This window comes from Micromonospora sp. LOL_023 (assembly GCF_048060115.1).
In the GTDB taxonomy this organism is placed as follows: domain Bacteria; phylum Actinomycetota; class Actinomycetes; order Mycobacteriales; family Micromonosporaceae; genus Micromonospora_E.
Genome location: NZ_JBHMIM010000038.1, coordinates 19656 through 41632, shown reverse-complemented (window position 1 = coordinate 41632; position 21977 = coordinate 19656). Strand labels below are relative to the sequence as shown.

Sequence of the window (21977 nt, the reverse complement as noted above, 5' to 3'; positions counted from 1 at the left end):
GTCGCCCAGTTGACGACGGCCAGCCGCGCGTCGTCGTTGCCCTACAGCTGGCGTTCCAAGGCTGAGATCCCCCGCCGGGCTGTGTCGTGGATCTCGCTACGCTGTCCGACGGACAGGGCCGCCGGTGCCTAATCAACCAAGTGGTTGGTTGCCCGCCGACCCTAGGGGTTCCGTCAAATATCTGGTTCAAGGTAACGTTTGGGTGGGTTTGAGAGACGGACGGCGGATCGCCCATCGCTGTTCGGTATGAGTGGTCCGCCGGGTTTTCTCGGGCGGACGTCGACCGGGGAGGGCACGAGTTTGCTGACCACGCTTGAAGGACATCACCTGCGGGCAGCGGTGCTCGGCCATTCCTGGCTCACCCGCCGCCTCGAGCGCCGAGGCGCGGGTCTGGACTCGAGCGCGTTGTTCGGCGTCGTCGAAGGCGCCTTCGTCACGGTCCTTGACCAACTCGCCCGCAGCGACTTCCAGCCCACCGAACTGCGGTGTTTCGCTGACGCCGCCGCCCGCCTCACCTCCTCCGGCCGGGAACCGGTGACCGCCGACGAGGTCAGCCGGATCGTCCGCTACGAGTTCGGCGAAGCCGTCACCGTGGCGGACATCGAGTCCCGACGGGCGGTGCCGGTTCGTCGCGCCGTGATCGGCACCGCGGTACGGAGACTGAAGTTCACCCTGCACGATGTGGACAACCTGCTCCGCCGGGCGGAGGGCCTGGCGCAGCAGTGGGGCTTCGCCGCCACCAGCTACCACCCCGGCCCGGTCACCGCCTGCTATCTGCTGGCGGTGGAGACCCGCTGGTCGAAGCGCGAGATGCGGCACCGCCACACCCAACTCGGCCAGGTCCTCTGACCGGCGCGCTCAGTACGCGACCGACTCATCTGTCGTGTACGTCGCCGGGAACCCGAACAGGCCGAGCAGACCGGTCGCCCACAGTTGCCGTCGGGCGAACGCGCCGAGATTTTCCAGGTCGAGTCGGCTCCCACTGACCGCCGCCGCCTGGTGGCAGGCGACCAGGCTGCCGATGCCGGTCGAGTCGATGAAACTGACGAGTTTGAGATCCAGCACGATCCTGGCCGGCGTCGACCGGGACAGGATCGCGGTGACCGTGTCCCGTACCTCGCCGGCGGTCGCGACGTCGAGCTCGCCGTGCAGCGCCAGTCGTACGGTGGGACCCTGGTAGCTCTTGGTGATGACGAAGTCCACGTCGTGCCTCCGGTCGGGTGACGCCGGGTGCTGGGGAGGAAAGCCGAGTCATCCACATCAGTCCATATACGCTGATGCGTGCGGTGCGTGAGCCGTCACGTTACGGTATGTCCGCGCCTTGTGCCAGCCCCATTTCGGACTGTGCGGGAACCAGGCCGACCACGGTGAGCGAGCAGGTCACCAGGGCTCGGTCGGTTCCTCGGCGAGTTCGTCACCGGTCTGCGCGACGCCACTGTCGGTGTCGCCGGTGGCCGCCGGCTCGACGGCTCCGCCGTCGTCCTCGCCGGACGTGACGTTGTCGTCCGGTCCACCCACGGTGTCCCCGCCGCCGTCCTCGTCGTCGGTACCCATGGCCCCCTCCGATCTCCGTTCGATACGGCCGGTGCGTCCTGGCGGCGGTGGAACGAGTCGAGTCCACCCCGCCAGGACGACGCCAGCGGCTGCTCAGCTCTGTGCAGGCAGTGGCGTCTGCGGGCTGACCGTCGGTGCGGGCAGCGTCGGGCTGACCGTCGGCGCAGGTGTCCCGGGGTCCGGTGTCGCGCCACCAGATGCGGTCGGGCTCACCGTGGGGTCCGGCGAGGTGGGCAGTCCGAGTTGGGCCGCCAGGTTCTGCAGCGCGGCGTACAGGTCGTCGAGCACCGGCCCGGCCTCCTGCGCCAGGCTGACCACCCGCTCGTCGGAGCCCTGTGCGATCTCGGCGTTGTCGACCTCGACGGCCTGTGCGTAGCCGACCAGCTGGCTCTCCACGAAGGCGGCGTCGAACTCGGCGCCGTCCAGCCCGTCCAGCCTGGAGATGACGTCCTGCTGTTCGTCGGTCGGCGAATCAGGCAGGGTCACGTCGACCTCGCCGGCCACTCGGTGGACCTCCTCGTCGAGCTGGGTGTGGTCGGTGACCATCCGGCCGCCCAGATCCCGCACCGACTGGTCGGCGTCCGGTGTGTCCTCGGCCAGCTGGCCGATCTGGATCGCGGCCAGATTGACCTGGTGGATCGTGCGCAGGTACTGGGTGTCCTGCTCGGATGGTGCGGCGGCATGCGCCGTCGCCGGCAGCAGCGCGACGACGGTCAGCGCCGCCAGTAGGCCCAGCCGGGTGACTGCGGACCTTCTCATCTCGCTCCTCCTTGCTCAAGGGCTCGTCGGGGCACGGAGGTACCCGGCGCCGGAAGCGACATTCCCCGCGGATGGGATGAGCGGCGACGCCCGCCTCGGGTGACAACGGGCCCACCGGGCCTAACCCCGGGGCGACCGCATGCGCACGGCCACCGCGGGTAGTCCTGCGGTCTATGCAGACGTTTCTGCCGTACCCGGACTTCGCCGACTGCGCCGCGGTCCTGGATCCCCGGCGGCTGGGCAAACAGCGGGTCGAAGCGTTGCAGGTGCTGCGCGGTCTGACCGTGCCTGGGTACGGTTGGCGGCACCACCCCGCCGTCCTGATGTGGCGTGGCCACGAAGAGGCACTGGTCTGCTACGGCCTGGCCATCTGCCAGGCCTGGACCTCGGGCGGGCGGGCGGACACCGTCGCCAGCTCGCTGCGTCGTGAGTTGGCTGCAGCCCGGGGCGTGCGCCAGGTCCGGGAGCAGGCCCTGCTGGCCGCCGCCGGGGACCTGCCGTCCTGGCTCGGCCGCCCCGACCTGCATCTGAGCCACCGCAGTGCCCTGCTGCACAAGCAACCGGAGTACTACCGCCGCTGGTTCGGCGACCTGCCGGCACTGCCGTACGTGTGGCCGCGCCCACCCGCGGAGCCGCCACCGGTGGGTCCGACGTCACCGGTGAAGAAAGTTCGTGGTCAGATTGAACCGTTCGGCGCAGGCGACCGAACCACCTAGCGGTGAACCAGGTTCGGCGGCGACTGCCGCCGTCGCGCGGGAGGCGAGGCACATGGTCAGTGGTCTGGGCACGGGTGCCCTGCGAGTCGGCACCGTGCTGTTCGGTGCGGTGATGGCGCTCACGCTGGCCGCGGCACCCGCGGCGGCGGCCGATATCGTGTTGGAGCCGCCGCAGGCTCCTCGGGGCTCGGGCATCATGCTCACCTTCCAGCTACCCGAGGAACGACCCGGCGCGTACACCACGCAGGTCCGGTTGGACCTGCCGGCGGATCTGCCGATCGCCGAGGTCTATCCCATGTCCGTCGACGACTGGGCACCACGGATCGCGAGCCGGCCGCTCGCCGAGCCGCTGCCCGGTCTGCACGGCGGCGTCATGACCGAGGCGACCGAGAGCATCGTCTGGCAGCGGGTGACAGCCGCACCGGCGAGCGCCCCGCCGGTGCGGCTGTCGGTGTCGGTCGGCCCGCTGCCCGACGCGGACCGGGTCGACTTCGCCGTGACTCAGGCCTACTCCGATGGCACCGAGGTCCGCTGGGGCGGTCTGGACGCGCAGCGCCCCGCGCCGTCGCTGGTTCTGTCGGCGGCGGATCCGGCGGCCGCCGCTGCGGGACACGGTGCCCATTCCGGCGGGGGCCAGGCCAGTGGGGACCAGGGTACGTCCGGGCCGGCGGCGGCCAGCGCGGACAACGCCGGCACCGGGATGGGACTGCTGCTCGCCGGGCTGGCCGGCGGAGCGTTGCTGGGCGCCGCGGCGGTGTGGTGGCAGGCCCGCCGCCGGGCAGGCGCGACGGTGGAGCCGGCCGACGCCGCCGAGCCTGGTCCGCTGGTCGGGGCCGGCTCGGCGAGCAGCGGGAAGCAGTGGCGGCTGACCGAGCGGTGACCCGCTGCCGGCTCAGCGCACCGTGACTGTCGTGGTCACGGTGGCCTGGTCGATGTCGGACAGCCTGATGGTGAACCGCACCTCCCACTCCCCGGGTACCGGAAAGGCCACCGATCCGGCCGCGTGGTTGTCGTCGATGGACAGCAGCGGAGCGGTGACTGGCTCCACCTCCTGTGTCGGCAGTGCGGTCGTCATCGACCATTCCTCGACCCGCACCGGAGCGCCCTCCGGCGTGTACACGTAGGCGTGCACGGTGTTGTACTCGCCCAGCTGGACCGGGTAGATGTCGAACTGCAGCGTGTACAGGGAACTGGTCAACGTCTGCGCGAAGCTGTCCTGGCCCAGGGCCTGCGCTTCGACCGCTGCGGTGCGGGCCGGAGTCGTCTGCACCAATACGGCGCTGACCCCGAGCGTGACCGCCGCGAGGGCCACCTCGACTCCGACCGTTCCGCCGAGCCGCCGGGTCCGGACCGTCGGCCACCGGTTCACCAGCCGCCTGGCGTACCCGGCGGCGACCAGCAACACCAGCACCAGGGTGACCTTCAGGAGCACCAGCCGCCCGTACGCGGTGGTGATCATCGCCGCCACGTTGCCGGCTTCCATCAATGCCTGGACCACGCCAGTCAGGACCAGCCAGCAGACCGAGACAGCCGCCCACCGCGACCAGGCCGGGAGGATTCGGCCGAGCACCCGGGGGTGGGCTCTGCGGAGCAGCACCGTGCCGAGCAGGAGCAGGCCTCCGATCCAGACGCCCATCGCCGCGACATGTACCGTGTCCGCGACGATGCTGACCGGCGGCACCGGTGCGGCCATCGCGTGTCCGGTCAGCGGCCAGGTACTCAGCCCGGCCAGCGCGAGGGCGATCAGGGCCAGCCCTCGCCGCTTGCCGCCCGTCCCTGCCAGCACCGGCGGCACTGCGGCGGCCACGGCGGCGAGGATCACCAGCCGGGCGAGCAGCGCCAGTCCGTACTCGCTGGTCAGCACGGCGCGCAGATCAGCAAATGAGACCTGCCACAGTTGGCTGCCGGTGGAGTACGGTGCCTGCACCCACAGCCCGGCGGCGGCCGCTGCCCCGATCAGCAGTAGTCCGGTGCGGACCATCAGTTCGCCGGGCCGCCGGGACACCCGAGTCGGCCACAGCAGCGCCAGCAGCAGCGTCGGTCCGAGCGCCAAGACGACGCCGAGGTAGCCGACGTACTTGGTCGCCAGCACCGCCGCCGTGACCGACGCGCGTTGGCCGTCGCTGTCGACCTGCGGCACCGTCGCCGACGGTGCACCCACCGAGAAGGTGTAGCCGCTGCCGACCGGATGACTGTCGGCCGAGATGATCCGGTAGCTGACGAGGTAGGTGCCGAGCGGCTGGTCGGGTACCCGGATCGGGATGACGACGGTGTTGCCGTCGGATTCGGGCGTCCCGTCGGTGATCCGTTTCCCGTCCGGCGCGAGGACCTGCAGTCGCCCGGTGACCGGTCGGACGGGTTCACTGAAGGTCAGCACGACCTGTCGGGGCGACCCGCCCAGCACCGAGCCGGGGGCCGGGTCGGCGGTGACCAGGACGGCGTGCGCGGCGGCCGGCTGTGCCGGCCCGGCGAGCACCATCGCGCCACTCAGTAGCAACACCATCACCGCCGCCGGACCGAGCCGTGCCCATTGGCCGATCCGTCGTCGCGTCGCCGCATGTCCCACCTCAGGTAGTTCGGCGCGGGCAGGTGAATGGTTCAGCACATCGGATCCCTAGTGGGTGGAAACTCCGGCGCTCGGGCGGGGGTTTCACGAGTATGCGGCCATGGGCGGTCGCCGCGGGTTGTCGCGGTCGGTCGCCGGCATGGATGGTGGTCGAGCGGACGCGGCAGGGCAAGTCGGGGTGGTTTCTGAGCCTGGCGACGCCGTCACCGGAACGAGGCACGAATGCGGCGCGCCACGGACGCCGTCCGTGATCCGGGTTCCGGGTCCACCTATCATCCTAGGATGGCGTAGAGGGTGTGTCAGCGGCGATCGGTCCGACCGGCAGCCGACCAAAGAATGACGGAACCGTCGTGACCCCGAAGTTCCACGACGACGGCGCTGACCTGCCAGGACGGGAAGGGCGGTTTGGGTACCGTCGGCGGCGGTCGAACGCATCCTCGATGACGAGCGGGACGACCGTCGGATGAACTCAGAAACGCGACACTAGTCGGACTGTGCGTGGGAAAACGTCACCGGTATGACCGGACGAGAGGTACCGGGGGCTGCTGGCTGCTGGTCCGGTGCCGCTCCCGGTTTCGACCTCGGGACGTGCTCGCCGGTGAGAACGAGGAGCTCGTAGGCCCGGTCGGCGGGTAGCCGGCCGGTCACGATAGCGATCCGCAGCGGCAGGGGCGGGCTTCCCGCGACGAGGTCGACGGGAAGGTCCAGCACCCTGGGGTCGACCTGGTGACCGGCCAGGTGGCCGGCGGCGGCGGGCGGGAGATCACGCCAGGGTCGGACGGTGTGCTCGGTGAAGCCATGGCTGGCCCACTCGTCGGCTTCTGCCTTTACCCGGTCGGCGACATGCTGCGGCACCACGTCCCGGCCGCCGAGATCGTCGCTGAGCAGTGCCCGCGCCAGTGGGCTCAGGTCACTGACGGGACACCAGCGGGTGCGTGGGGCGTTCGCTGGTCGGCCGCGCCGGGCGGGTGGTTCGAGGTGGGCCGGCATGCCCACCATCCAAGCATGATCGACTGTGCTTTCGCGGCAAGGGGTCGCAGGTCGCGGGTATCGGGCCCGGTGTGCGAGGTGCCGGCGTTCGTGGAGGTTTGCGGGCCGTGTGCTTGGGGAAGCCCGCACCGGATGGCTGAGGATGGACATGCGGTGGCACCGCCGGCCGGGGTGGGGACGCCCACGGGGGAGCGGTGGGAGTACGGGTACCTGTACTTCGTGCAGACGCTCGCACCGGTGGAGGGTTCCGGGCAGCAGTCGGCCGGACCGACGGTGACGGTGGTGGCCGACGGGGCGGGGCATCGGTGTGCGGTGCTGGCTGGTCGACGGTTGGAGGTGCTCAACGAGCTCGGTGGTCAGGGGTGGCTGGTCAGTGACGGACTGTGGAATCCGGAGCAGGTGCGGTGGTTGGTCGAGGTGGTGGGCGCGGTGGACGGGGTGGGTCGGATGGTCGGCTACTGGCAGTCGTTCATGCGGCGGCGACTGATGTCGGTGGCCGGGGCCGACGGCGGCGGTGAGTCGGCAGGCGGAGTGTGAGTGCCGCGTTATAGTGGCGCTCGCCAGGTGACAGGGACCCTTGGGGGACTGCCGGCCCGCTCACCGCCGCTGTGGTGTGTCCGCTCCCGGCGGGGCAGGGTGTCTGGGCGGGGGAGAGGGAGTGTCGGTGTCGCGGTCGCGGTCGTCTGCGCAGTCCGCGTCGATGCGGGCTGATGTGATGTCCCGCGTCGGCACCGTTCCGAATCTGATCAGTTTTATTCGCTTGCTGGGCGTTCCGCTGTTTTTGTACCTTTTTCTGGTGCATCACGCGGACGTCGCGGCCCTGGTGGTGCTGGCCGTCGGCGGTACGAGTGACTGGGTCGACGGTTTCGTCGCCCGACGGTTGCGGCAGGTTTCCCGGCTGGGTGAGCTGCTCGATCCGTTGGCCGATCGTCTGTACATCCTGGCCACGCTGGTGGCGTTCACGGTGCGCGGGGTGATGCCGTGGCAGTTCACGGTGGCGCTGTTGAGCCGGGAGGTGCTGCTGGCGGGTTGTCTGCTGGTGCTGCGACGGTTTGGCTACGGCCCGCCGCAGGTGCACTATGTAGGCAAGACGGCCACTTTCGTGTTGTTGGCGGCTTTCCCAATTCTGCTACTCTCTGCCGTTCTCGGCTTTTCGGCGGCGGCGTCCACTGCTGCTGCGATCGGGTGGGCGCTGGCCTGGTGGGGGCTGGTCCTGTACTGGCTGGCCGGCCTGCTCTACGTACGGCAGACCGGCGCGTTGGTACGGACGAGTCGGGTGATGGGAGCGGACGGGGCATGAGCGAGAGGGACCGGGGTGGGTCCGGGCCGAATCGTGGCTACGCACCCGACTTCCTGACGGAGCTGTTTCGGGCTCCGCTCGATCCCGGCTATGCCGATGCGGCGCGGCGCCGATCGGAGGTGGGCCCACCTCAGGGCTGGCGGCTGCTGGCCTCGCGGACGCTGATGGCCCTGTCGATGGCGGCGGTCGGCCTGCTTCTCGTGCTGGCCTACCAGAAGACGGTGGCGGAGGAGCCGAGCCGTTCACAGGCCCGGGCCGGTCTGGTGGCCCAGGTCACCCAGCGACAGGCGGAGACGGACGAACTACAGGGTCGAGCCGAGGCATTGCGTGACGAGGTGGCACGTCAGCGCGACGCGGTACTGGAAGGGGCGCAGGCTGCGGATCTGCGTGATCTGGAGGCGGCGACGGGGCTGGCCCGGGTCAGCGGCGACGGGGTGGTCGTGCGGTTGGCGGACGCCGCCGAGTCGGTGGATCCGGTGTCGGGGGCCAGTACCGTCAACGAACTCGGCCGGGTTCTGGACCGGGATCTGCAGGCGGTGGCGAACGCGCTGTGGAGCGTCGGCGCGGAGGCCGTGGCGATCAATGGTCAGCGATTGACGGGGACGTCGACGATCCGGGCGGCGGGTAGTGCGATCCTGGTGGACTTCCGTCCGGTGACCGGTCCGTACGAGGTGTCGGCTGTCGGGCCGCGGCAGTTGGCCGAGGACTTCGACGCGAGCCAGGCGGCGGCGCTGCTGCGGTTGGTGTCGGCCGACCACGGGTTGTCCTTCGATGTGCGTTCAGCTGATGATCTGTTGTTGCCGGCGGCGGGGGACCCGCAGCTGCGGTACGCCCGCGCGCCGTCGTCGTCCGATCCGTCCGTGACTGCCTCGGGAGGGACTCGATGATCGCCGTGGTGGCGTTGCTCGCCGGGATGCTGCTGGGGGTCTATTTCGACCCGGTGGTGCCGGCGGTGCTGCAGCCGTATCTGCCGATCGCCGTGGTGGCGGCGCTGGACGCGGTGTTCGGCGGGGTGCGGGCCAAGTTGGACGGGATCTTCGACGACAAGCAGTTCGTCATCTCGTTCGTCTCGAATGTGCTGGTGGCAGGCCTGATCGTGTACCTCGGTGACCAGTTGGGGGTGGGCGGGCAGTTGTCCACCGGTGTGGTGGTCGTGCTCGGCGTGCGGATCTTCGGCAATGTCGCGGCGATTCGTCGGCATCTGTTCCGGGCCTGAGGCGGGGGTATGACGCAGCGCAGGCAGACCGGTACCGGTTGGCCGCAGGAGCCGGAGCCGTCTTCGTCGTCGGTGACGGAGGGTGTCGCTTCGCCGGTGGACGTGGTGCCGGGTGGCGGGGCGGATGTCGGCGGGCCGCGGCCGGCCGGTGATGGTACGGGTGCACGGGGTGTGTCCCGGACGGCGATGTCGCCGGCGGCGTTGATCATCGTGGCCCTGTTGGTGCTGCTGGGGTTCACCCTGGTGGTGCAGGTGCGGAGCAACTCGACCGATCCGGCGTTGAGCGTCGCCCGTCAGGAGGATCTCGTACGGATCCTGTCGGATCTGGAGGCCCGTGAGGATCGGTTGCGGTTGGAGATTGCGGAGTTGGAGGAGAGCCAGCGGCAGCTGACGTCGGGCGCTGAGGGCCGGGCGGCGGCGTTGGCGGAGGCGTCCCGGCGGGCGGACGAGCTGGGTGTGCTGGGCGGTGGTCTGCCGGCGCAGGGGCCGGGGTTGCGGTTGCGGTTCGTGGCGGGTGGCAAGCCGTTGCGGTCGTCGGATCTGCTCGACGCCGTGCAGGAGTTGCGTGGGGCGGGTGCTGAGGCGATGCAGATCAGCGGGGGCGACGGCCGGGCGGTGCGGATCGTGGCGGGTACCTATTTCCTCGATGCCGATGGCGGGGTCGATGTGGGTGGCCTGCGGTTGACCGGCCCCTACGAGGTGTTGGTGATCGGTGACGCGTCGACGATGCGGACCGCGTTGAACATTCCGGGTGGGGTGGTCGCGTCGGTGTCAGGTGACGGCGGTACGGTGATCGTAGAGGAGCTCGACGTGGTCGACGTGTCGGCCCTGAGCGAGCCGATGCAGTTGCGTTACGCGCGTCCGGTCTCCTGACCGGACGGGTGCCCCGCCTGGTGGGGTTTGTCAGTCGTGCACAGGATCGAAGGACCGGCCGTGATTCCAGAGGATCTGCGGTATACCGCGGAGCATGAGTGGGTGGCAGGCGACGCGACCGGATCGGTGCGGGTCGGCGTCACCTACTTCGCGCAGGATGCGTTGGGCGACATCGTGTTCGTCGAGTTGCCTGAGGTCGGGGCCGTGGTGACGGCTGGTGAGCCGTGTGGCGAGATCGAGTCGACGAAGAGTGTGTCGGAGATCTACGCGCCGCTCGGCGGCAGGGTGGTGGCGCGTAACGACGCGCTGGTGGACGCGCCGGAGACGGTCAATTCTGATCCGTACGGGGCGGGTTGGTTGGTGCAGTTGGAGCTGGCGGATCCGGCGGCGTTGGGCGGGTTGCTCGACGCCGCGGCGTACCGTGAGCTCACCGAGCGCTGACCGGTGTCGGGGCGCGTTGTATCGTGTGCCCGCGAGTCTTGTTGACCCTAGTTTTCGGCGCTGGCTAGGCTCGCCCAGTCGACCGAGAAGCCAACAACAGTTGAGTGTTGCGGAAATTGCCGTCCAGGCACGGGGGAGCTTGTACCTTGCGATCCATCAAGGGTTGGTGGCTTGCCCGACACACCCAGCGCCAACCGAACAGATCCGTGAGGTGGTCCATGACGCGCCCAGACGACGAGTTCCCCCCACTCGACGTCACGTCGACGTTGAATCTCGGTTCGCTCGACGAAGTGTTGGAGGGGCCGGACGCCGATGTGGTGCCGAGCCGTATGTCGGGTTCGTTGCCGCCGGGGATGGCGTTGCTGGTCGTGCGGCGGGGCCCGAACGCGGGGGCCCGGTTCTTGCTCGATCATGATGTGACGACCAGTGGCCGGCATCCGGACAGTGACATCTTCCTGGATGACGTGACGGTGTCGCGGCGTCATGCGGAGTTCCACCGTGACGGCGGTACCTTCACCGTGCGCGATGTGGGTAGCCTGAACGGCACCTATGTCAATCGGGAGCGGGTGGAGGCGGCGACCCTGAGCAACGGTGACGAGGTCCAGATCGGTAAGTTCCGGCTGGTCTTCATCGCCGGTCCGCGGCCGGACGAGGAGGTCGGCCGCGGCTGACGCCTAGGGGCACGTGTGCGGGGTTGTCGTGCACGGGTGCGTGGCTGACGTCGGCGGGTGAGCCGGGGGTGTCGTGGTGAGTGATCAGGCGGCGGCCCGTCAGGGTGTGCCTGCGGCGCCGTTGCTGAGCATCGGCGAGGTGTTGGCGCAGCTGCGTCCGGATTTTCCGGATACCACTATCTCCAAGTTGCGGTTCCTGGAGGCCGAGGGCCTGGTGGAGCCGGAGCGGACACCGTCGGGTTACCGCAAGTACAGCCGGGAGGATGTGGACCGGCTGCGGTTCGTGTTGACGGCGCAGCGGGACCAGTACCTTCCGCTGCGGGTGATCCGGGAGCAGTTGGCGCGGCGGGACGCGGAGGCGGCTGCCGGTGCGGGCTGGCCGCGGCCGGCGTTGGTCGCGGTTGGTCCGTCCGGTGAGGTGCCGGGGCGTTCCACGGTGTCGGATCAGCCGGATCAGCCGGATCATGCGCAGCAGGTCCGGTTGAGTCGGTCGGATCTGTTGGCGGGTAGTGGTCTCGAATCGTCGACGTTGGCCGAGGTGGAGCGGCTTGGCCTGGTGGTGGCGGTGGCCCCGGGTTGGTACGACTCGGACGCGTTGGTGATCGCCGCCGCGGTGGCGGGGCTGCTGGATCACGGGCTCGAGGTGCGTCATCTGCGGGCGGTTCGGGCTGCGGCGGATCGGGATGTCGGGTTGTTCGCGCAGTTGGTGGCGCCGTTGGTGCGGCAGCGGGATCCGGCGGCGCGGGCGCGGGCGGCGGAGACGGCGCGGGAGTTGATCGGTCTGTCGCAGCGGTTGCATGCGGCGTTGGTGCGGACAGGGTTGCGGGGGACGCTCGGCCGGTGAGGTGGTTGGCGTGACCGGACGGCTGCGTGGTGGTCCGTGTACCGTGCAGGGAAGGCCGGAGCGGGTTTGGTGACGACGACACGGAGGCGGCGGTGCGTGAGCTGAGCGTGGTCGGGGTGCGGGTGGAGTTGCCCACCAACCAGCCGATCGTGCTGCTGCGCGAGGTTGACGGGGACCGTTATCTGCCGATTTGGATCGGTGCGGTGGAGGCCACGGCTATCGCGTACGAGCAGCAGGGCGTCAAGCCGGCCCGTCCGTTGACGCATGATCTGTTGCGCGACATTCTGGCGGCGTTGCAGGCTCCGCTGCGGGCGGTGGAGATCACCGAGTTGAAGGACAATGTCTTCTACGCGGATCTACTCATTGGTGACAGTGTGCGGGTGTCGGCGCGGCCCAGTGATTCGATCGCGTTGGCGTTGCGTGTAGGCGCTCCGATTCGTTGTGCTGAGCAGGTGCTCTCTGAGGCGGGCATCGTCATTCCCGATGAGCAGGAGGACGAGGTCGAGAAGTTCCGGGAGTTCCTGGATCAGGTACGGCCGGAGGATTTCGCGGGTTGACCGGCGCGGTCCGGCGGATGACCACGCGCGTACGTGTGGCGTGGCCACCTGCTCGCGGCGTGTCGTGGACCGGGTTGCCCGGTGTGACTCCCAGCTGGCGTTAGGCTGGCCTTGTCGATTGGCTCACGTTCTGTCCGGGGTGTGGGCCGCCTGACGGGGAGGTTTCCGTTATGCCCGCACAGCATGATCCAGAGCCCGGTTCGTCCGATCATGTGGACGGTGTCGCCGCCGAGGAGGATCTGGTCGGCTACCGCGGGGTGACTGCGTGCCATGCGGTGGGGATCAGCTACCGGCAGTTGGACTACTGGGCGCGGACGGCGCTGGTGGTGCCGAGTGTGCGCGACGCCGCGGGTTCGGGGTCTGCGCGGCTGTACTCGTTCCGCGATCTGGTCGTGTTGAAGGTGGTCAAACGTCTGTTGGACGCCGGGGTGTCGTTGCAGAACATCCGTAGAGCGATCGAGACGTTGCGGTCGCGGGGGGTGGCTGATCTCGCGGGAATCACGTTGATCTCCGATGGGACGACGGTGTACGAGTGCCGTTCACCGGAGGAGGTCGTCGACCTTCTGCAAGGCGGTCAGGGCGTGTTCGGTATCGCGATCGGTGGGGCGTTCAAGGAGATCCAGGGTTCGTTGTCGCAGCTGCCGGCGGAGCCGGCCGTGGTGACCGAGCCTGACGCGTCGCCGATGGTCGCCGGTGACGAGTTGGCGGCGCGCCGGGCCCGGCGGCGGGCCGGCTGACGGCGCCCGACCCGGTATCAGTGGCCGCTGCACCTCGGTGATCGACGTCACCGGCGCAGCGGGGCCGCGCAGCCGGTAGCGTAGGGGACGCCACGTATCCGTGTGGGAGAGATCGCCTGTTGTTCGTGGGCGGCGCCGAAGGGGCAAATCCTCCCCGGAACCTCTCAGGCAGAAGGACCACACGGGTTGGCGACTCTGGAGGCAGCGGTGCCGACAGAGGGGGAGGTTGCCTGCCGACCTCACCCCGGGAGCCGCCTGGTGGATACCTCTGTTTCTGCGTCTGCCGACGCCACGTTCGCTGATCGTCACATCGGTGCTGATCCGGCCGCGCAGCGGCGGATGCTCGAGGTGGTCGGTTACGCCAGCGTCGACGATCTGATGGACGCGGCGATCCCTGAGGTCATCCGGTTGCGGGACCGGTTGGATCTGCCGGTGCCGGCCAGTGAACCGCAGGTGACGGCGGCGTTGCGGCGGTTGGCGTCGCGTAACGTGTCCGCGGTGTCGATGATCGGCCTGGGCTATCACAGCACGCACACACCGGCGGTGATCCGCCGCAACGTGCTGGAGAACCCGGCCTGGTACACGGCGTACACGCCGTACCAGCCGGAGATCAGCCAGGGCCGGCTGGAGGCGTTGCTGACGTTCCAGACGATGGTATCGGATCTGACCGGACTGGCCACGGCGAACGCGTCGATGTTGGATGAGGCGACGGCCGCGGCGGAGGCGATGACCTTGGCGCGGCGGGTGTCGAAGTCGGGCAGTGACGTGTACGTGGTGGACGCTGACGCGTTGCCGCAGACGGTCGCGGTGCTGCGGACCCGGGCGCAGCCGCTCGGTATCGATGTGCAGGTGTGTGACGTCACCGACGACCTGCCAGCGGAGTTCTTCGGGGCGCACCTGCAGTTCCCGGGCGCGTCGGGGCGGCTGCGTGACGACACGGCGGTGGTGGCGGCGGCGCATGCGGTCGGCGCGGTGGTGACGGTGGCCGCCGACCTGTTGGCGTTGACCCTGCTGCGGGCGCCGGGTGCGATCGGCGCCGATGTGGCGGTCGGAACGACGCAGCGGTTCGGGGTGCCGATGGGTTTCGGCGGGCCACACGCGGGATACCTGGCGGTGCGGGCCGGGTTGGAGCGGATGCTGCCGGGCCGGCTGGTCGGGGCGTCACGGGACACGGCCGGCGACCGCGCGTACCGGTTGGCGTTGCAGACCCGGGAGCAGCACATCCGTCGGGAGAAGGCGACCAGCAACATCTGCACCGCGCAGGTGCTGTTGGCGGTGATGGCCGCCATGTACGCGGTGTACCACGGGCCGCAGGGGCTGCGGGCGATCGCGCAGCGGACGCATGCGGCGGCGGCCAGGTTGCGGGCCGGGCTCGCCGCCGGCGGGGTACGGGTGGCCGACGGGCCGCTGTTCGACACGGTGACGGCGACGGTTCCCGGTGGTGCCGGGCAGGTGGTGGCCGACGCGGCTCGCGGCGGTGTCAACCTGCGGTTGGTGGACGCCGACACGGTCGCGGTGGCGTGCGACGAGACGACGACGGGGGAGCATCTGGCGGCGGTGTGGGCGGCGTTCGGGGTGGCGGCGTTCGCCGGTGACGTGCCGCGGGTGATACCGGCCGGGTTGCGGCGTACCGATGAGATCCTGAGCCACGAGGTTTTCCACTCCTACCGCAGTGAGACGGCGATGCTGCGGTATCTGCGTCGGCTCGCCGATTCCGACTACGCTCTGGACCGCGGCATGATCCCGTTGGGGTCGTGCACGATGAAGTTGAACGCGGCGGTGCAGATGGAGCCGGTCAGCTGGCCGGAGTTCGCCGATGTGCATCCGTTGGCGCCGGCCGCGCAGACCGCCGGCTACCGGGAGCTGATCGGGCAGCTGGAAGGCTGGCTGGCGGAGGTGACCGGCTACGACGCGGTCAGTGTGCAACCCAACGCGGGTTCCCAGGGCGAGTTGGCCGGTCTGCTGGCGATACGGGGTTTCCACCGGTCACGTGGGCAGGCCGGCCGCGACGTGTGTCTGATTCCGTCGTCGGCGCATGGCACGAACGCGGCGAGCGCGGTGATGGCGGGGATGCGGGTGGTGGTGGTCGGCTGCGACGTTGACGGCAACGTCGACGTGGCCGACGCCCAGCGGCTGATCGACGTGCACCGCGACGCCCTCGCGGCAATGATGGTCACTTATCCGTCGACGCACGGGGTGTACGAGGACGGCATCGCGGATCTGTGTGCCCGGGTGCACGACGCCGGCGGTCAGGTGTACGTCGACGGGGCGAACCTGAACGCGTTGCTCGGCTATGCCCGGCCTGGTCGTTTCGGCGCCGACGTGTCGCATCTGAACCTGCACAAGACGTTCTGCATTCCGCATGGCGGCGGGGGCCCGGGGGTGGGGCCGGTGGCGGTGCGGGAGCATCTGGCGCCGTTCCTGCCGGCGGACCCGGTGGCTGGCGGCGACGGGCCGGTGATCTCGGCGGCCCGGTACGGGTCGGCGGGGATTCTGCCGATCCCGTGGGCGTATCTGCGGTTGATGGGTGCTGACGGGCTGGTGCGGGCGACCGGCGCGGCGGTGTTGGCGGCCAACTATGTGGCCGCCCGGCTGCGGCCGTTCTATCCGGTGCTGTACTCCGGCAACAAGGGCCTGGTGGCGCACGAGTGTGTGCTGGACCTGCGGCCGTTGACCAGGGCGACCGGGGTGACGGTGGAGGACGTGGCGAAGCGGCTGATCGACTACGGGTTCCACGCGCCCACGATGTCGTTTCCGGTGTCGGGCACGTTGATGGTGGAACCGACCGAGAGCGAGGACCTGGCGGAAATCGACCGGTTCTGCACGGCGATGATCGCGATCCGGGAGGAGGTCGACCAGGTCGCACGGGGCGTGTGGCCGGTGGCGGACAGCCCGCTGCGGCAGGCGCCGCACACGGCGGCGCTGGTTACCGGGGACGAGTGGTCGTTGCCGTATCCGCGTTCGGTGGCGGCGTTCCCGGCGGGCCGGCCCGCTGGCGGCAAGTACTGGCCGCCGGTGCGTCGGGTCGACAGCGCGTACGGGGACCGCAATCTGGTGTGCGCGTGCCCACCGGTGGGGGAGTACGCCGACTGACCGGGCGTGGGCCGGCGGGCGCGTCGGGGCACCGGGCGGCTTTGTCGCCGGCCGGTGCCGGTACAGGGAGAGTCGGCTCGACGGTGAGCCTGCGGACCGCGGTGCCGGGTCAGGCAGCGAGGGCGTGCCGGGCCGGGCCGCGGTGCGGGGCGACGCTGCTGCCGTCGGGGAGCAACTCGCCGGTGTCCTCGAAGACGATGACACCGTTGCAGAGCAGGCTCCAGCCCTGCTCAGGGAAGCAGGCGATCACGCGGGCCGCTTCCCTGTCGGTGGCGTCAGCCGTCGGACAGTGTGGTTGGTGCTGGCACATCGGGATCTCCGGACTGTGGGGGTGCTGTGTCATGGTTCACATGACCAGTGATGAACGTTACCAAGCCGAGCGACACCCTTCCGAGCAGGAAACGGCTTTCGGACCGAAGAATCCCCCCTTCGGCCGAGGCACAACCAACCGGTCGGCGTGGAAACGCTCCCATGAGTCTACGACCGGCACGCCACCACCGACCCCGCCCCACCCCGCCACCGACCACCGCCAGTAACCTGACCGCCATGACCATGCGTCCGATCCGAATCATCGGCGACGCCGTACTACGCACCCCCGCCGAACCGGTCACCGACTTCGACCGCACCCTGCGGGACCTGGTCACCGACCTGATGGACACCCTGCTCGGCGCACCCGGCCGCGCCGGCGTCGCCGCCCCCCAGATCGGCGTGAGCGCCCGCGTGTTCGCCTACGACGCCGACGGCCACCGCGGCCACATCGTCAACCCCACCCTGCACCTGCACGGCGACGACACCGACACCGACGACGAAGGCTGCCTGTCCATCCCCGGCCTGTACTTCCCGACCCGGCGCGCCCGACACGCCAGCGTCAACGGCGTCGACCAACACGGCGAACCCGTCACCGTCACCGGCACCGGTTTCCTCGCCCGCGCCCTGCAACACGAAACCGACCACCTCGACGGCCGCCTCTACGTCGACGCCCTCCGCGGCGACCCCCGCCGCCAGGCACTACGCGCAATCCGCGCCGCCCACCGGACCCGCCACTGAACCACCGGTCACACCACCAGCATCCGCGGATACGGATGCCGCAGAAAATCGTGGTGCGAGATGTCCCAGCCGTACGCCCCCGCCCGGCCGAACACCACCACGTCACCGGCCCGCAACCGGTCCACCACCTGCCCCCGGCACAGCACGTCACGCGGCGTACACAACTCACCCACCACATCCACCGCAGCCGCCCGCACCTGCGGGCGCGCGAACGGATACGGCCACCCCGACACCGGCAACACCACGAACGGATGGTCGTAACCCCACGCCGCCGGCAACCGAAAGTGATGCGTCCCGCCCCGCAGCACCGCAAACCACCGGCCCTGCGTGCACTTCACATCCACCACCTGCGCCGCGTACCAGCCCGCGTCCGCCACCAGCAACCGCCCCGGCTCGAACACCAGCCGCATCCCCGCCGGCACCACCAACCCGGCCAGACCCGCCCGCAACACCGCCAGATCGAACCGCCGGCCACCAGCATGGTCCACCCCGAACCCGCCACCCACGTTCAGGTACTCCACCGCCACCCCGAACCGCACACCGGCCGCCACCGCCCACGCCACCGCGTCCACCACGAACCGCGCATGCGCCGCCGCGTCCAGATTGTTCGACACCGCATGCAGACTGAACCCCACCAGCCGCACCCCCGGCAACCCCGCCGCGACCGCCACCACCTCACCCAACCGCGCCTCGTCCACCCCGAACTGCGTCGCCACCCCCGCCATCGCATGACTACCCGCCAACCCACCCGCCGGCCGGTTCACCCGCACCGCCACCTCCACCCGCACCCCCGCCGCCCGCGCCACCAGATCCAACCGCCGCAGCTCCAACACACTCTCCACGTGCACCAACGCGCCCGCCGCCACCGCCGCCGCCAACTGCCCATCGGTCTTCGCCGGCCCACCGAACACCACCTGCCCGGCACCCGCCGCCACCGCCGCCGCCAACTCACCCCCCGACGCCACCTCCACCCCGTCCACCACCCCCGCCAACTCCGCCACCACATCCGGATGCCCGTTGGCCTTCATCGCGTACAACAACACCGCACCCGTCGGCAACGCCGCCCGCACCGCACCCGCCACCTCCCGCAACACCACCCGGTCATACACGTACGCACACACCGGCTCGGCACCACCCACCAGACCTGCCACCGCACCCGCCACCCGCGGCGGCACCCCGACCACACCCACCGCCATCACCGGATCCCCACCGGCGGCCCGCCGACGAACCCACCAGCACCCAGCGGGTTACGCACCGGCACATAAAGATCACCCGCACCCGCCAACCGCATCCGCACCAACGCCTTGTGCGCCACCACCGGCGCCGTCCACGCCGCGTGATCCGCCGCCGCCGCACCGGCACAACCCGCCACCCCCCGCAGACCCTCGTACGTCTCGTCCACCACCGACCGCACCACCCGCCACGCCGCCGCCTCATCCACCCCATGCGACGACACCAACCCCAACACCACCTCACCCAGATGCGCCTGCAACGCCGTGTACCCCAACTTCGCCCGCATCACCGCCGCATCACCGGTGCCCACCACCGAACCCGGCGCCAACCGCACCGACACCCCCGCCGCCGCCAACCGCGGCACCAACACCCGCAACCCCGCGAAATCCCGCACAACCAGCCGGAACGGCACCCCATGACGGAACGTCGGCAAACAGTTCTGCAGATGCGCCTCCAACGCCACCCCGAACCGCGTCGCCAACCGCAACAACGGCGGCAACACCACCCGCGCGTACGCGTCCACGAACCCCAACGCCGCCGCCGAACCGTCCACCACCCCCCGAGCCCGAGCGAAATCCGCCACCCGGTGCGCCAACTCCCGCCCCGTCACCAACGCCACCCCCGGCACCGCCACCTCACCGGCCACCAACCGACCCACCAACCCGTCCCGCACGATCACCGACATGTCCCGCCCCGACCCCACCGTCACCGCCGACCCGGCCACCTCCGGCAACAACACCAACCGCGCCGCCACCAACTCGTCACCGGCCACCAACGACGCCAACACCCGCGACAACACCGGACCGTTACGGGTACTCGCCACCGAAATCGTCCGCCGCGTCGACGTCACCTGAATATCCACCGACACCTTCAGATACCGCCGCCGCCCATCCACCCCCGGCGGCAACAACACCGTGCGCACCGCCGCCGTCGGCACCGCCGGCACCACCCCCGGCAGCAACCGCACCACCCCGGCATCGAACAGATCGGCGTACCGCCGAGCCACCACCCCCCGCTGCCACACATGCACCGGCTGCACCACCCACCCCGGCCCGACCACCGGAACCTGCGGATACCACCGCGCCAACTCCGCAGCCACATCCTCACCCACATGCACCTCGCGGCGCACCGCCACGAACCCCACCCCGGTCGACGGCGACTCCACGTCATGCGCCAACACGTCCGCCACCGACCACCCCAACCGGGTACGGCCACACGGATGCAGATTGTGACCCGTCACCGCCCGCCGCTCCGCCGCCACCGCCCACCCGTCCGGCCCATCCACCACCGGCCCAGGCCCAGGCCGCGCCACCGCCACCGCCAGATTCACCACCGCGTCGGCCAGCTCACCCGCCAGCGCCCACCCCCGCCGGTCCCGCAGCAAACCCGCCACGAGCACCGCCAACGGATCGCCGACAGCACCCTCATCAACCACGAACCGGTCAAACCCGTGCCACTGGCCCCGGCCACGCCACGACCACCGCGCCCCCGACACATCCTCCCGGCACAACGCATCCACCAACCGCACCGCCACCACCCGCGCCGCCCACGGCACCGCCGCCCGGAACCCCGCCACCAACTCCGGCGCCACCCGCCCCAACTCCGCCACCGCCACCGCCACCGCGTCAGCCAACCCCACCGTCCCCCGCGCACACCCGCACGAACGACCAGCAGCCGCCACCACCCCCAACCCGGTCATCCCAGACCCGCCAACGGATTCGGCACCCACGCCCACCGCGGCACCAACGGCTCCGCCGACAAGCGCATCGACAACGTCGCCTTCACCGGCCACAACAGGCCGAACACCGACGCCGCAACCTCGCCACGCACCACCACCGGCAACCCCGCCACCACCTCCCGCGCCACCTGCGCCACCTGCGCCCACAACCGCTCCGGCTCCACCCCGAACTCCCGCGCCAACACCGCCAACGGCTCACCCAACGCCGTCCCCACCGACGCCAACGCCGTCACCGCCACCTCCGCCGAATCCGCAGCCACCACATCACCATGCACCGGCGGCACCACCACCCCCGCCGCCGCCAACCGATCCACATCCAACCGCACGCCCCCCACATCCCGATACCACATCCCCACCAACCGCACCCCCCGCCACACCAACATGACATTCTGCCCATGCGCCTCCAACCCCACACCCAACCCCAACGCCACCACCACCGGCCCCAGCAACACCCGCGCCAACTCACCCGCGAACACCACCGGATCGCCGCCGTAGCCCGCCCGCACCAACCCCGCCACCACCGACGGCCCACCCGGCACCCCCACCGGCGCCGCCAACGCCGCCACCGGCATCACCTGCACCCCCGCCGCCACCCGCGGCACCCGACGACGCACCACCGCCAACGACCGACACGGCACCCCATCCACCACCACCGCACCCGCCGCCACCTCAGGCAACACCCGCAACCCCGGCAGCCGCCGCGCCAACCCCACCAACAGACCCGTCACCACCGGACCGTTACGCACCGCCGCCAGCGACACCGTCCGCACCGCACTGGTCATCTGCACATCAACCGCCGTCTTCCACTGCCACGACCCATCCGCCACCGGCACCACCGTCCGCAACGACAACAACGGCCACGCCCGCACCACCCGACCAGTCGCCCGCAACCACCCGTACGCCCCCAACACGTGCTCCCGCTGCCACGGATGCACCGGCAACACCGGCGGCAACCCCGACCCCGAACTCACCCACCGACCCGCCGGCACCGCCACCAACTCCAACTCCACCACCGGCCGATGCTCCGGCCCATACCGCAACACCTCCAGCGTCGACATCCCCACCCGGGTCCGACACCCCGGATGCACCGGATGCCCATCCACCACCACCTGCTCCCACGCCACCGCAGACCGCACCAACCCGTCCCCAGACCCCCGCGCCACCGCAACCGCCCGGGCACCCCGCGCCAACGCCATGTTCGCCACACTGTTCGCCACCTCACCGGCCACCACACCACCACCGGCCAACCCCAACAACGACACCAACTCCGCCGGGTCCGCCACCGACCGCCCCGCCACCGACACCCGCAACCCCGAATCCACCCCGGCGAACAACTCCGCACCGCCCACCGGCCCCCGCACCTGCCGGCCATCGGCCAACCCCAGCACCAACTCCCCACCGACCACCCGCCGACCCACCACCTCCGGCACCGGCTCCCGACCCAACGCCCCCCACAGCCGGGCCAGCACCGCCGCCCGCGCCCCCGGCACCGCCTCACTCACCGGCGACACCAACTCCGGCCGCCACCGCCGCAACTGCGCCACCGTCGCCGCCACGTCCGGACACCGCACCACCGACACCCCACATCCACTGACCACACCAGCTCCGCCCCCACCCGGCACACCGTCACCGCCCCCGGCGT

At 70.4% G+C, this 21977-nt stretch carries 24 protein-coding genes and 1 riboswitch; of the genes, 15 read left to right on the top strand and 9 right to left on the bottom strand.

Features of this window, described 5'->3' with window-relative positions:
- Positions 1–300: 300 nt before the first annotated feature.
- Positions 301–849, top strand: a complete 549-nt coding sequence (locus ACFHVL_RS20250) for a hypothetical protein (RefSeq protein ID WP_326553569.1) — start codon at positions 301–303, stop codon at positions 847–849.
- Between the two features lie 9 nt (positions 850–858).
- Here the strand turns inward: ACFHVL_RS20250 and ACFHVL_RS20245 are convergent, their stop codons facing one another.
- The 3 genes from ACFHVL_RS20245 to ACFHVL_RS20235 all read right to left on the bottom strand — a co-directional run bounded on the left by ACFHVL_RS20245 (position 859) and on the right by ACFHVL_RS20235 (position 2313).
- A complete protein-coding gene (locus tag ACFHVL_RS20245; protein WP_416629804.1) occupies positions 859–1203 on the bottom strand; it encodes an STAS domain-containing protein in 345 nt (114 codons plus the stop codon).
- A gap of 177 nt (positions 1204–1380) precedes the next feature.
- A complete protein-coding gene (locus tag ACFHVL_RS20240) occupies positions 1381–1554 on the bottom strand; it encodes a hypothetical protein (RefSeq protein ID WP_416629803.1) in 174 nt (57 codons plus the stop codon).
- A 93-nt stretch (positions 1555–1647) separates the two neighbouring features.
- Positions 1648–2313 carry a DUF4142 domain-containing protein gene (locus tag ACFHVL_RS20235; protein ID WP_416629802.1) on the bottom strand — a complete coding sequence of 222 codons (666 nt, stop codon included), beginning with the start codon at positions 2311–2313 and terminating at the stop codon, positions 1648–1650.
- A 173-nt stretch (positions 2314–2486) separates the two neighbouring features.
- Here ACFHVL_RS20235 and ACFHVL_RS20230 point away from each other — a divergent pair, with 173 nt between their 5' ends.
- Both ACFHVL_RS20230 and ACFHVL_RS20225 read left to right on the top strand, forming a co-directional pair.
- Positions 2487–3029 carry an MSMEG_6728 family protein gene (locus tag ACFHVL_RS20230; RefSeq protein ID WP_416629801.1) on the top strand — a complete coding sequence of 181 codons (543 nt, stop codon included), beginning with the start codon at positions 2487–2489 and terminating at the stop codon, positions 3027–3029.
- 52 nt (positions 3030–3081) lie between these two features.
- A complete protein-coding gene (locus ACFHVL_RS20225; protein ID WP_416629799.1) occupies positions 3082–3909 on the top strand; it encodes a DUF1775 domain-containing protein in 828 nt (275 codons plus the stop codon).
- Positions 3910–3921: 12 nt separating this feature from the next.
- Here ACFHVL_RS20225 and ACFHVL_RS20220 read toward each other — a convergent pair whose 3' ends face one another.
- Positions 3922–5634 carry a copper resistance CopC/CopD family protein gene (locus tag ACFHVL_RS20220; RefSeq protein WP_416629798.1) on the bottom strand — a complete coding sequence of 571 codons (1713 nt, stop codon included), beginning with the start codon at positions 5632–5634 and terminating at the stop codon, positions 3922–3924.
- A gap of 444 nt (positions 5635–6078) precedes the next feature.
- Positions 6079–6594 (bottom strand): hypothetical protein, encoded by a 516-nt coding sequence (locus ACFHVL_RS20215; RefSeq protein WP_416629796.1) that lies wholly within the window; start codon positions 6592–6594, stop codon positions 6079–6081.
- Positions 6595–6717: 123 nt separating this feature from the next.
- Here ACFHVL_RS20215 and ACFHVL_RS20210 point away from each other — a divergent pair, with 123 nt between their 5' ends.
- The 11 genes from ACFHVL_RS20210 to gcvP all read left to right on the top strand — a co-directional run bounded on the left by ACFHVL_RS20210 (position 6718) and on the right by gcvP (position 16317).
- On the top strand, positions 6718–7122 hold the full coding sequence (locus tag ACFHVL_RS20210) for a hypothetical protein (protein WP_416629795.1): 405 nt from the start codon (positions 6718–6720) through the stop codon (positions 7120–7122).
- A 163-nt stretch (positions 7123–7285) separates the two neighbouring features.
- Positions 7286–7885, top strand: coding sequence for a CDP-alcohol phosphatidyltransferase family protein (locus ACFHVL_RS20205; protein WP_416629794.1), 600 nt, complete (start codon positions 7286–7288; stop codon positions 7883–7885).
- Complete coding sequence (locus ACFHVL_RS20200) at positions 7882–8772, top strand: DUF881 domain-containing protein (protein WP_416629793.1); 891 nt, start codon at positions 7882–7884, stop codon at positions 8770–8772. The genes ACFHVL_RS20205 and ACFHVL_RS20200 overlap by 4 nt, the downstream gene beginning before the upstream one ends.
- Positions 8769–9101 carry a small basic family protein gene (locus tag ACFHVL_RS20195; RefSeq protein ID WP_416629792.1) on the top strand — a complete coding sequence of 111 codons (333 nt, stop codon included), beginning with the start codon at positions 8769–8771 and terminating at the stop codon, positions 9099–9101. The genes ACFHVL_RS20200 and ACFHVL_RS20195 overlap by 4 nt, the downstream gene beginning before the upstream one ends.
- 9 nt (positions 9102–9110) lie before the next feature.
- A complete protein-coding gene (locus tag ACFHVL_RS20190) occupies positions 9111–9974 on the top strand; it encodes a DUF881 domain-containing protein (protein ID WP_416629791.1) in 864 nt (287 codons plus the stop codon).
- Between the two features lie 60 nt (positions 9975–10034).
- A complete protein-coding gene (gene gcvH, locus ACFHVL_RS20185) occupies positions 10035–10415 on the top strand; it encodes a glycine cleavage system protein GcvH (protein WP_416629790.1) in 381 nt (126 codons plus the stop codon).
- Between the two features lie 218 nt (positions 10416–10633).
- Positions 10634–11086 (top strand): FHA domain-containing protein, encoded by a 453-nt coding sequence (locus ACFHVL_RS20180; RefSeq protein WP_282227311.1) that lies wholly within the window; start codon positions 10634–10636, stop codon positions 11084–11086.
- Between the two features lie 124 nt (positions 11087–11210).
- Entirely contained in the window at positions 11211–11930 is a 720-nt protein-coding gene (locus ACFHVL_RS20175; RefSeq protein WP_416629850.1) for a MerR family transcriptional regulator, read from the top strand.
- A 92-nt stretch (positions 11931–12022) separates the two neighbouring features.
- Complete coding sequence (locus ACFHVL_RS20170; protein ID WP_326553583.1) at positions 12023–12487, top strand: bifunctional nuclease family protein; 465 nt, start codon at positions 12023–12025, stop codon at positions 12485–12487.
- Between the two features lie 170 nt (positions 12488–12657).
- On the top strand, positions 12658–13224 hold the full coding sequence (locus tag ACFHVL_RS20165; RefSeq protein ID WP_416629788.1) for a MerR family transcriptional regulator: 567 nt from the start codon (positions 12658–12660) through the stop codon (positions 13222–13224).
- Between the two features lie 93 nt (positions 13225–13317).
- Positions 13318–13414, top strand: a riboswitch (glycine riboswitch).
- Positions 13415–13482: 68 nt separating this feature from the next.
- Positions 13483–16317 carry an aminomethyl-transferring glycine dehydrogenase gene (gene gcvP, locus ACFHVL_RS20160; RefSeq protein WP_416629787.1) on the top strand — a complete coding sequence of 945 codons (2835 nt, stop codon included), beginning with the start codon at positions 13483–13485 and terminating at the stop codon, positions 16315–16317.
- Positions 16318–16426: 109 nt separating this feature from the next.
- On the opposite strand, the gene ACFHVL_RS20155 is transcribed toward gcvP, so the two are convergent.
- Positions 16427–16627, bottom strand: coding sequence for a DUF5999 family protein (locus ACFHVL_RS20155; RefSeq protein ID WP_416629849.1), 201 nt, complete (start codon positions 16625–16627; stop codon positions 16427–16429).
- A 236-nt stretch (positions 16628–16863) separates the two neighbouring features.
- On the opposite strand from ACFHVL_RS20155, the gene def reads away from it, so the two are divergent.
- Entirely contained in the window at positions 16864–17364 is a 501-nt protein-coding gene (gene def, locus ACFHVL_RS20150) for a peptide deformylase (protein WP_416629785.1), read from the top strand.
- An 8-nt stretch (positions 17365–17372) separates the two neighbouring features.
- Here the strand turns inward: def and ACFHVL_RS20145 are convergent, their stop codons facing one another.
- From ACFHVL_RS20145 to ACFHVL_RS20135, 3 genes are all read right to left on the bottom strand, one after another.
- Positions 17373–18560, bottom strand: a complete 1188-nt coding sequence (locus ACFHVL_RS20145; RefSeq protein ID WP_416629783.1) for a type III PLP-dependent enzyme — start codon at positions 18558–18560, stop codon at positions 17373–17375.
- Entirely contained in the window at positions 18560–20230 is a 1671-nt protein-coding gene (locus ACFHVL_RS20140; protein ID WP_416629781.1) for an IucA/IucC family protein, read from the bottom strand. The genes ACFHVL_RS20145 and ACFHVL_RS20140 overlap by 1 nt, the downstream gene beginning before the upstream one ends.
- 62 nt (positions 20231–20292) lie before the next feature.
- Positions 20293–21933 (bottom strand): IucA/IucC family protein, encoded by a 1641-nt coding sequence (locus tag ACFHVL_RS20135; RefSeq protein WP_416629779.1) that lies wholly within the window; start codon positions 21931–21933, stop codon positions 20293–20295.
- Positions 21934–21977 lie beyond the last annotated feature (44 nt).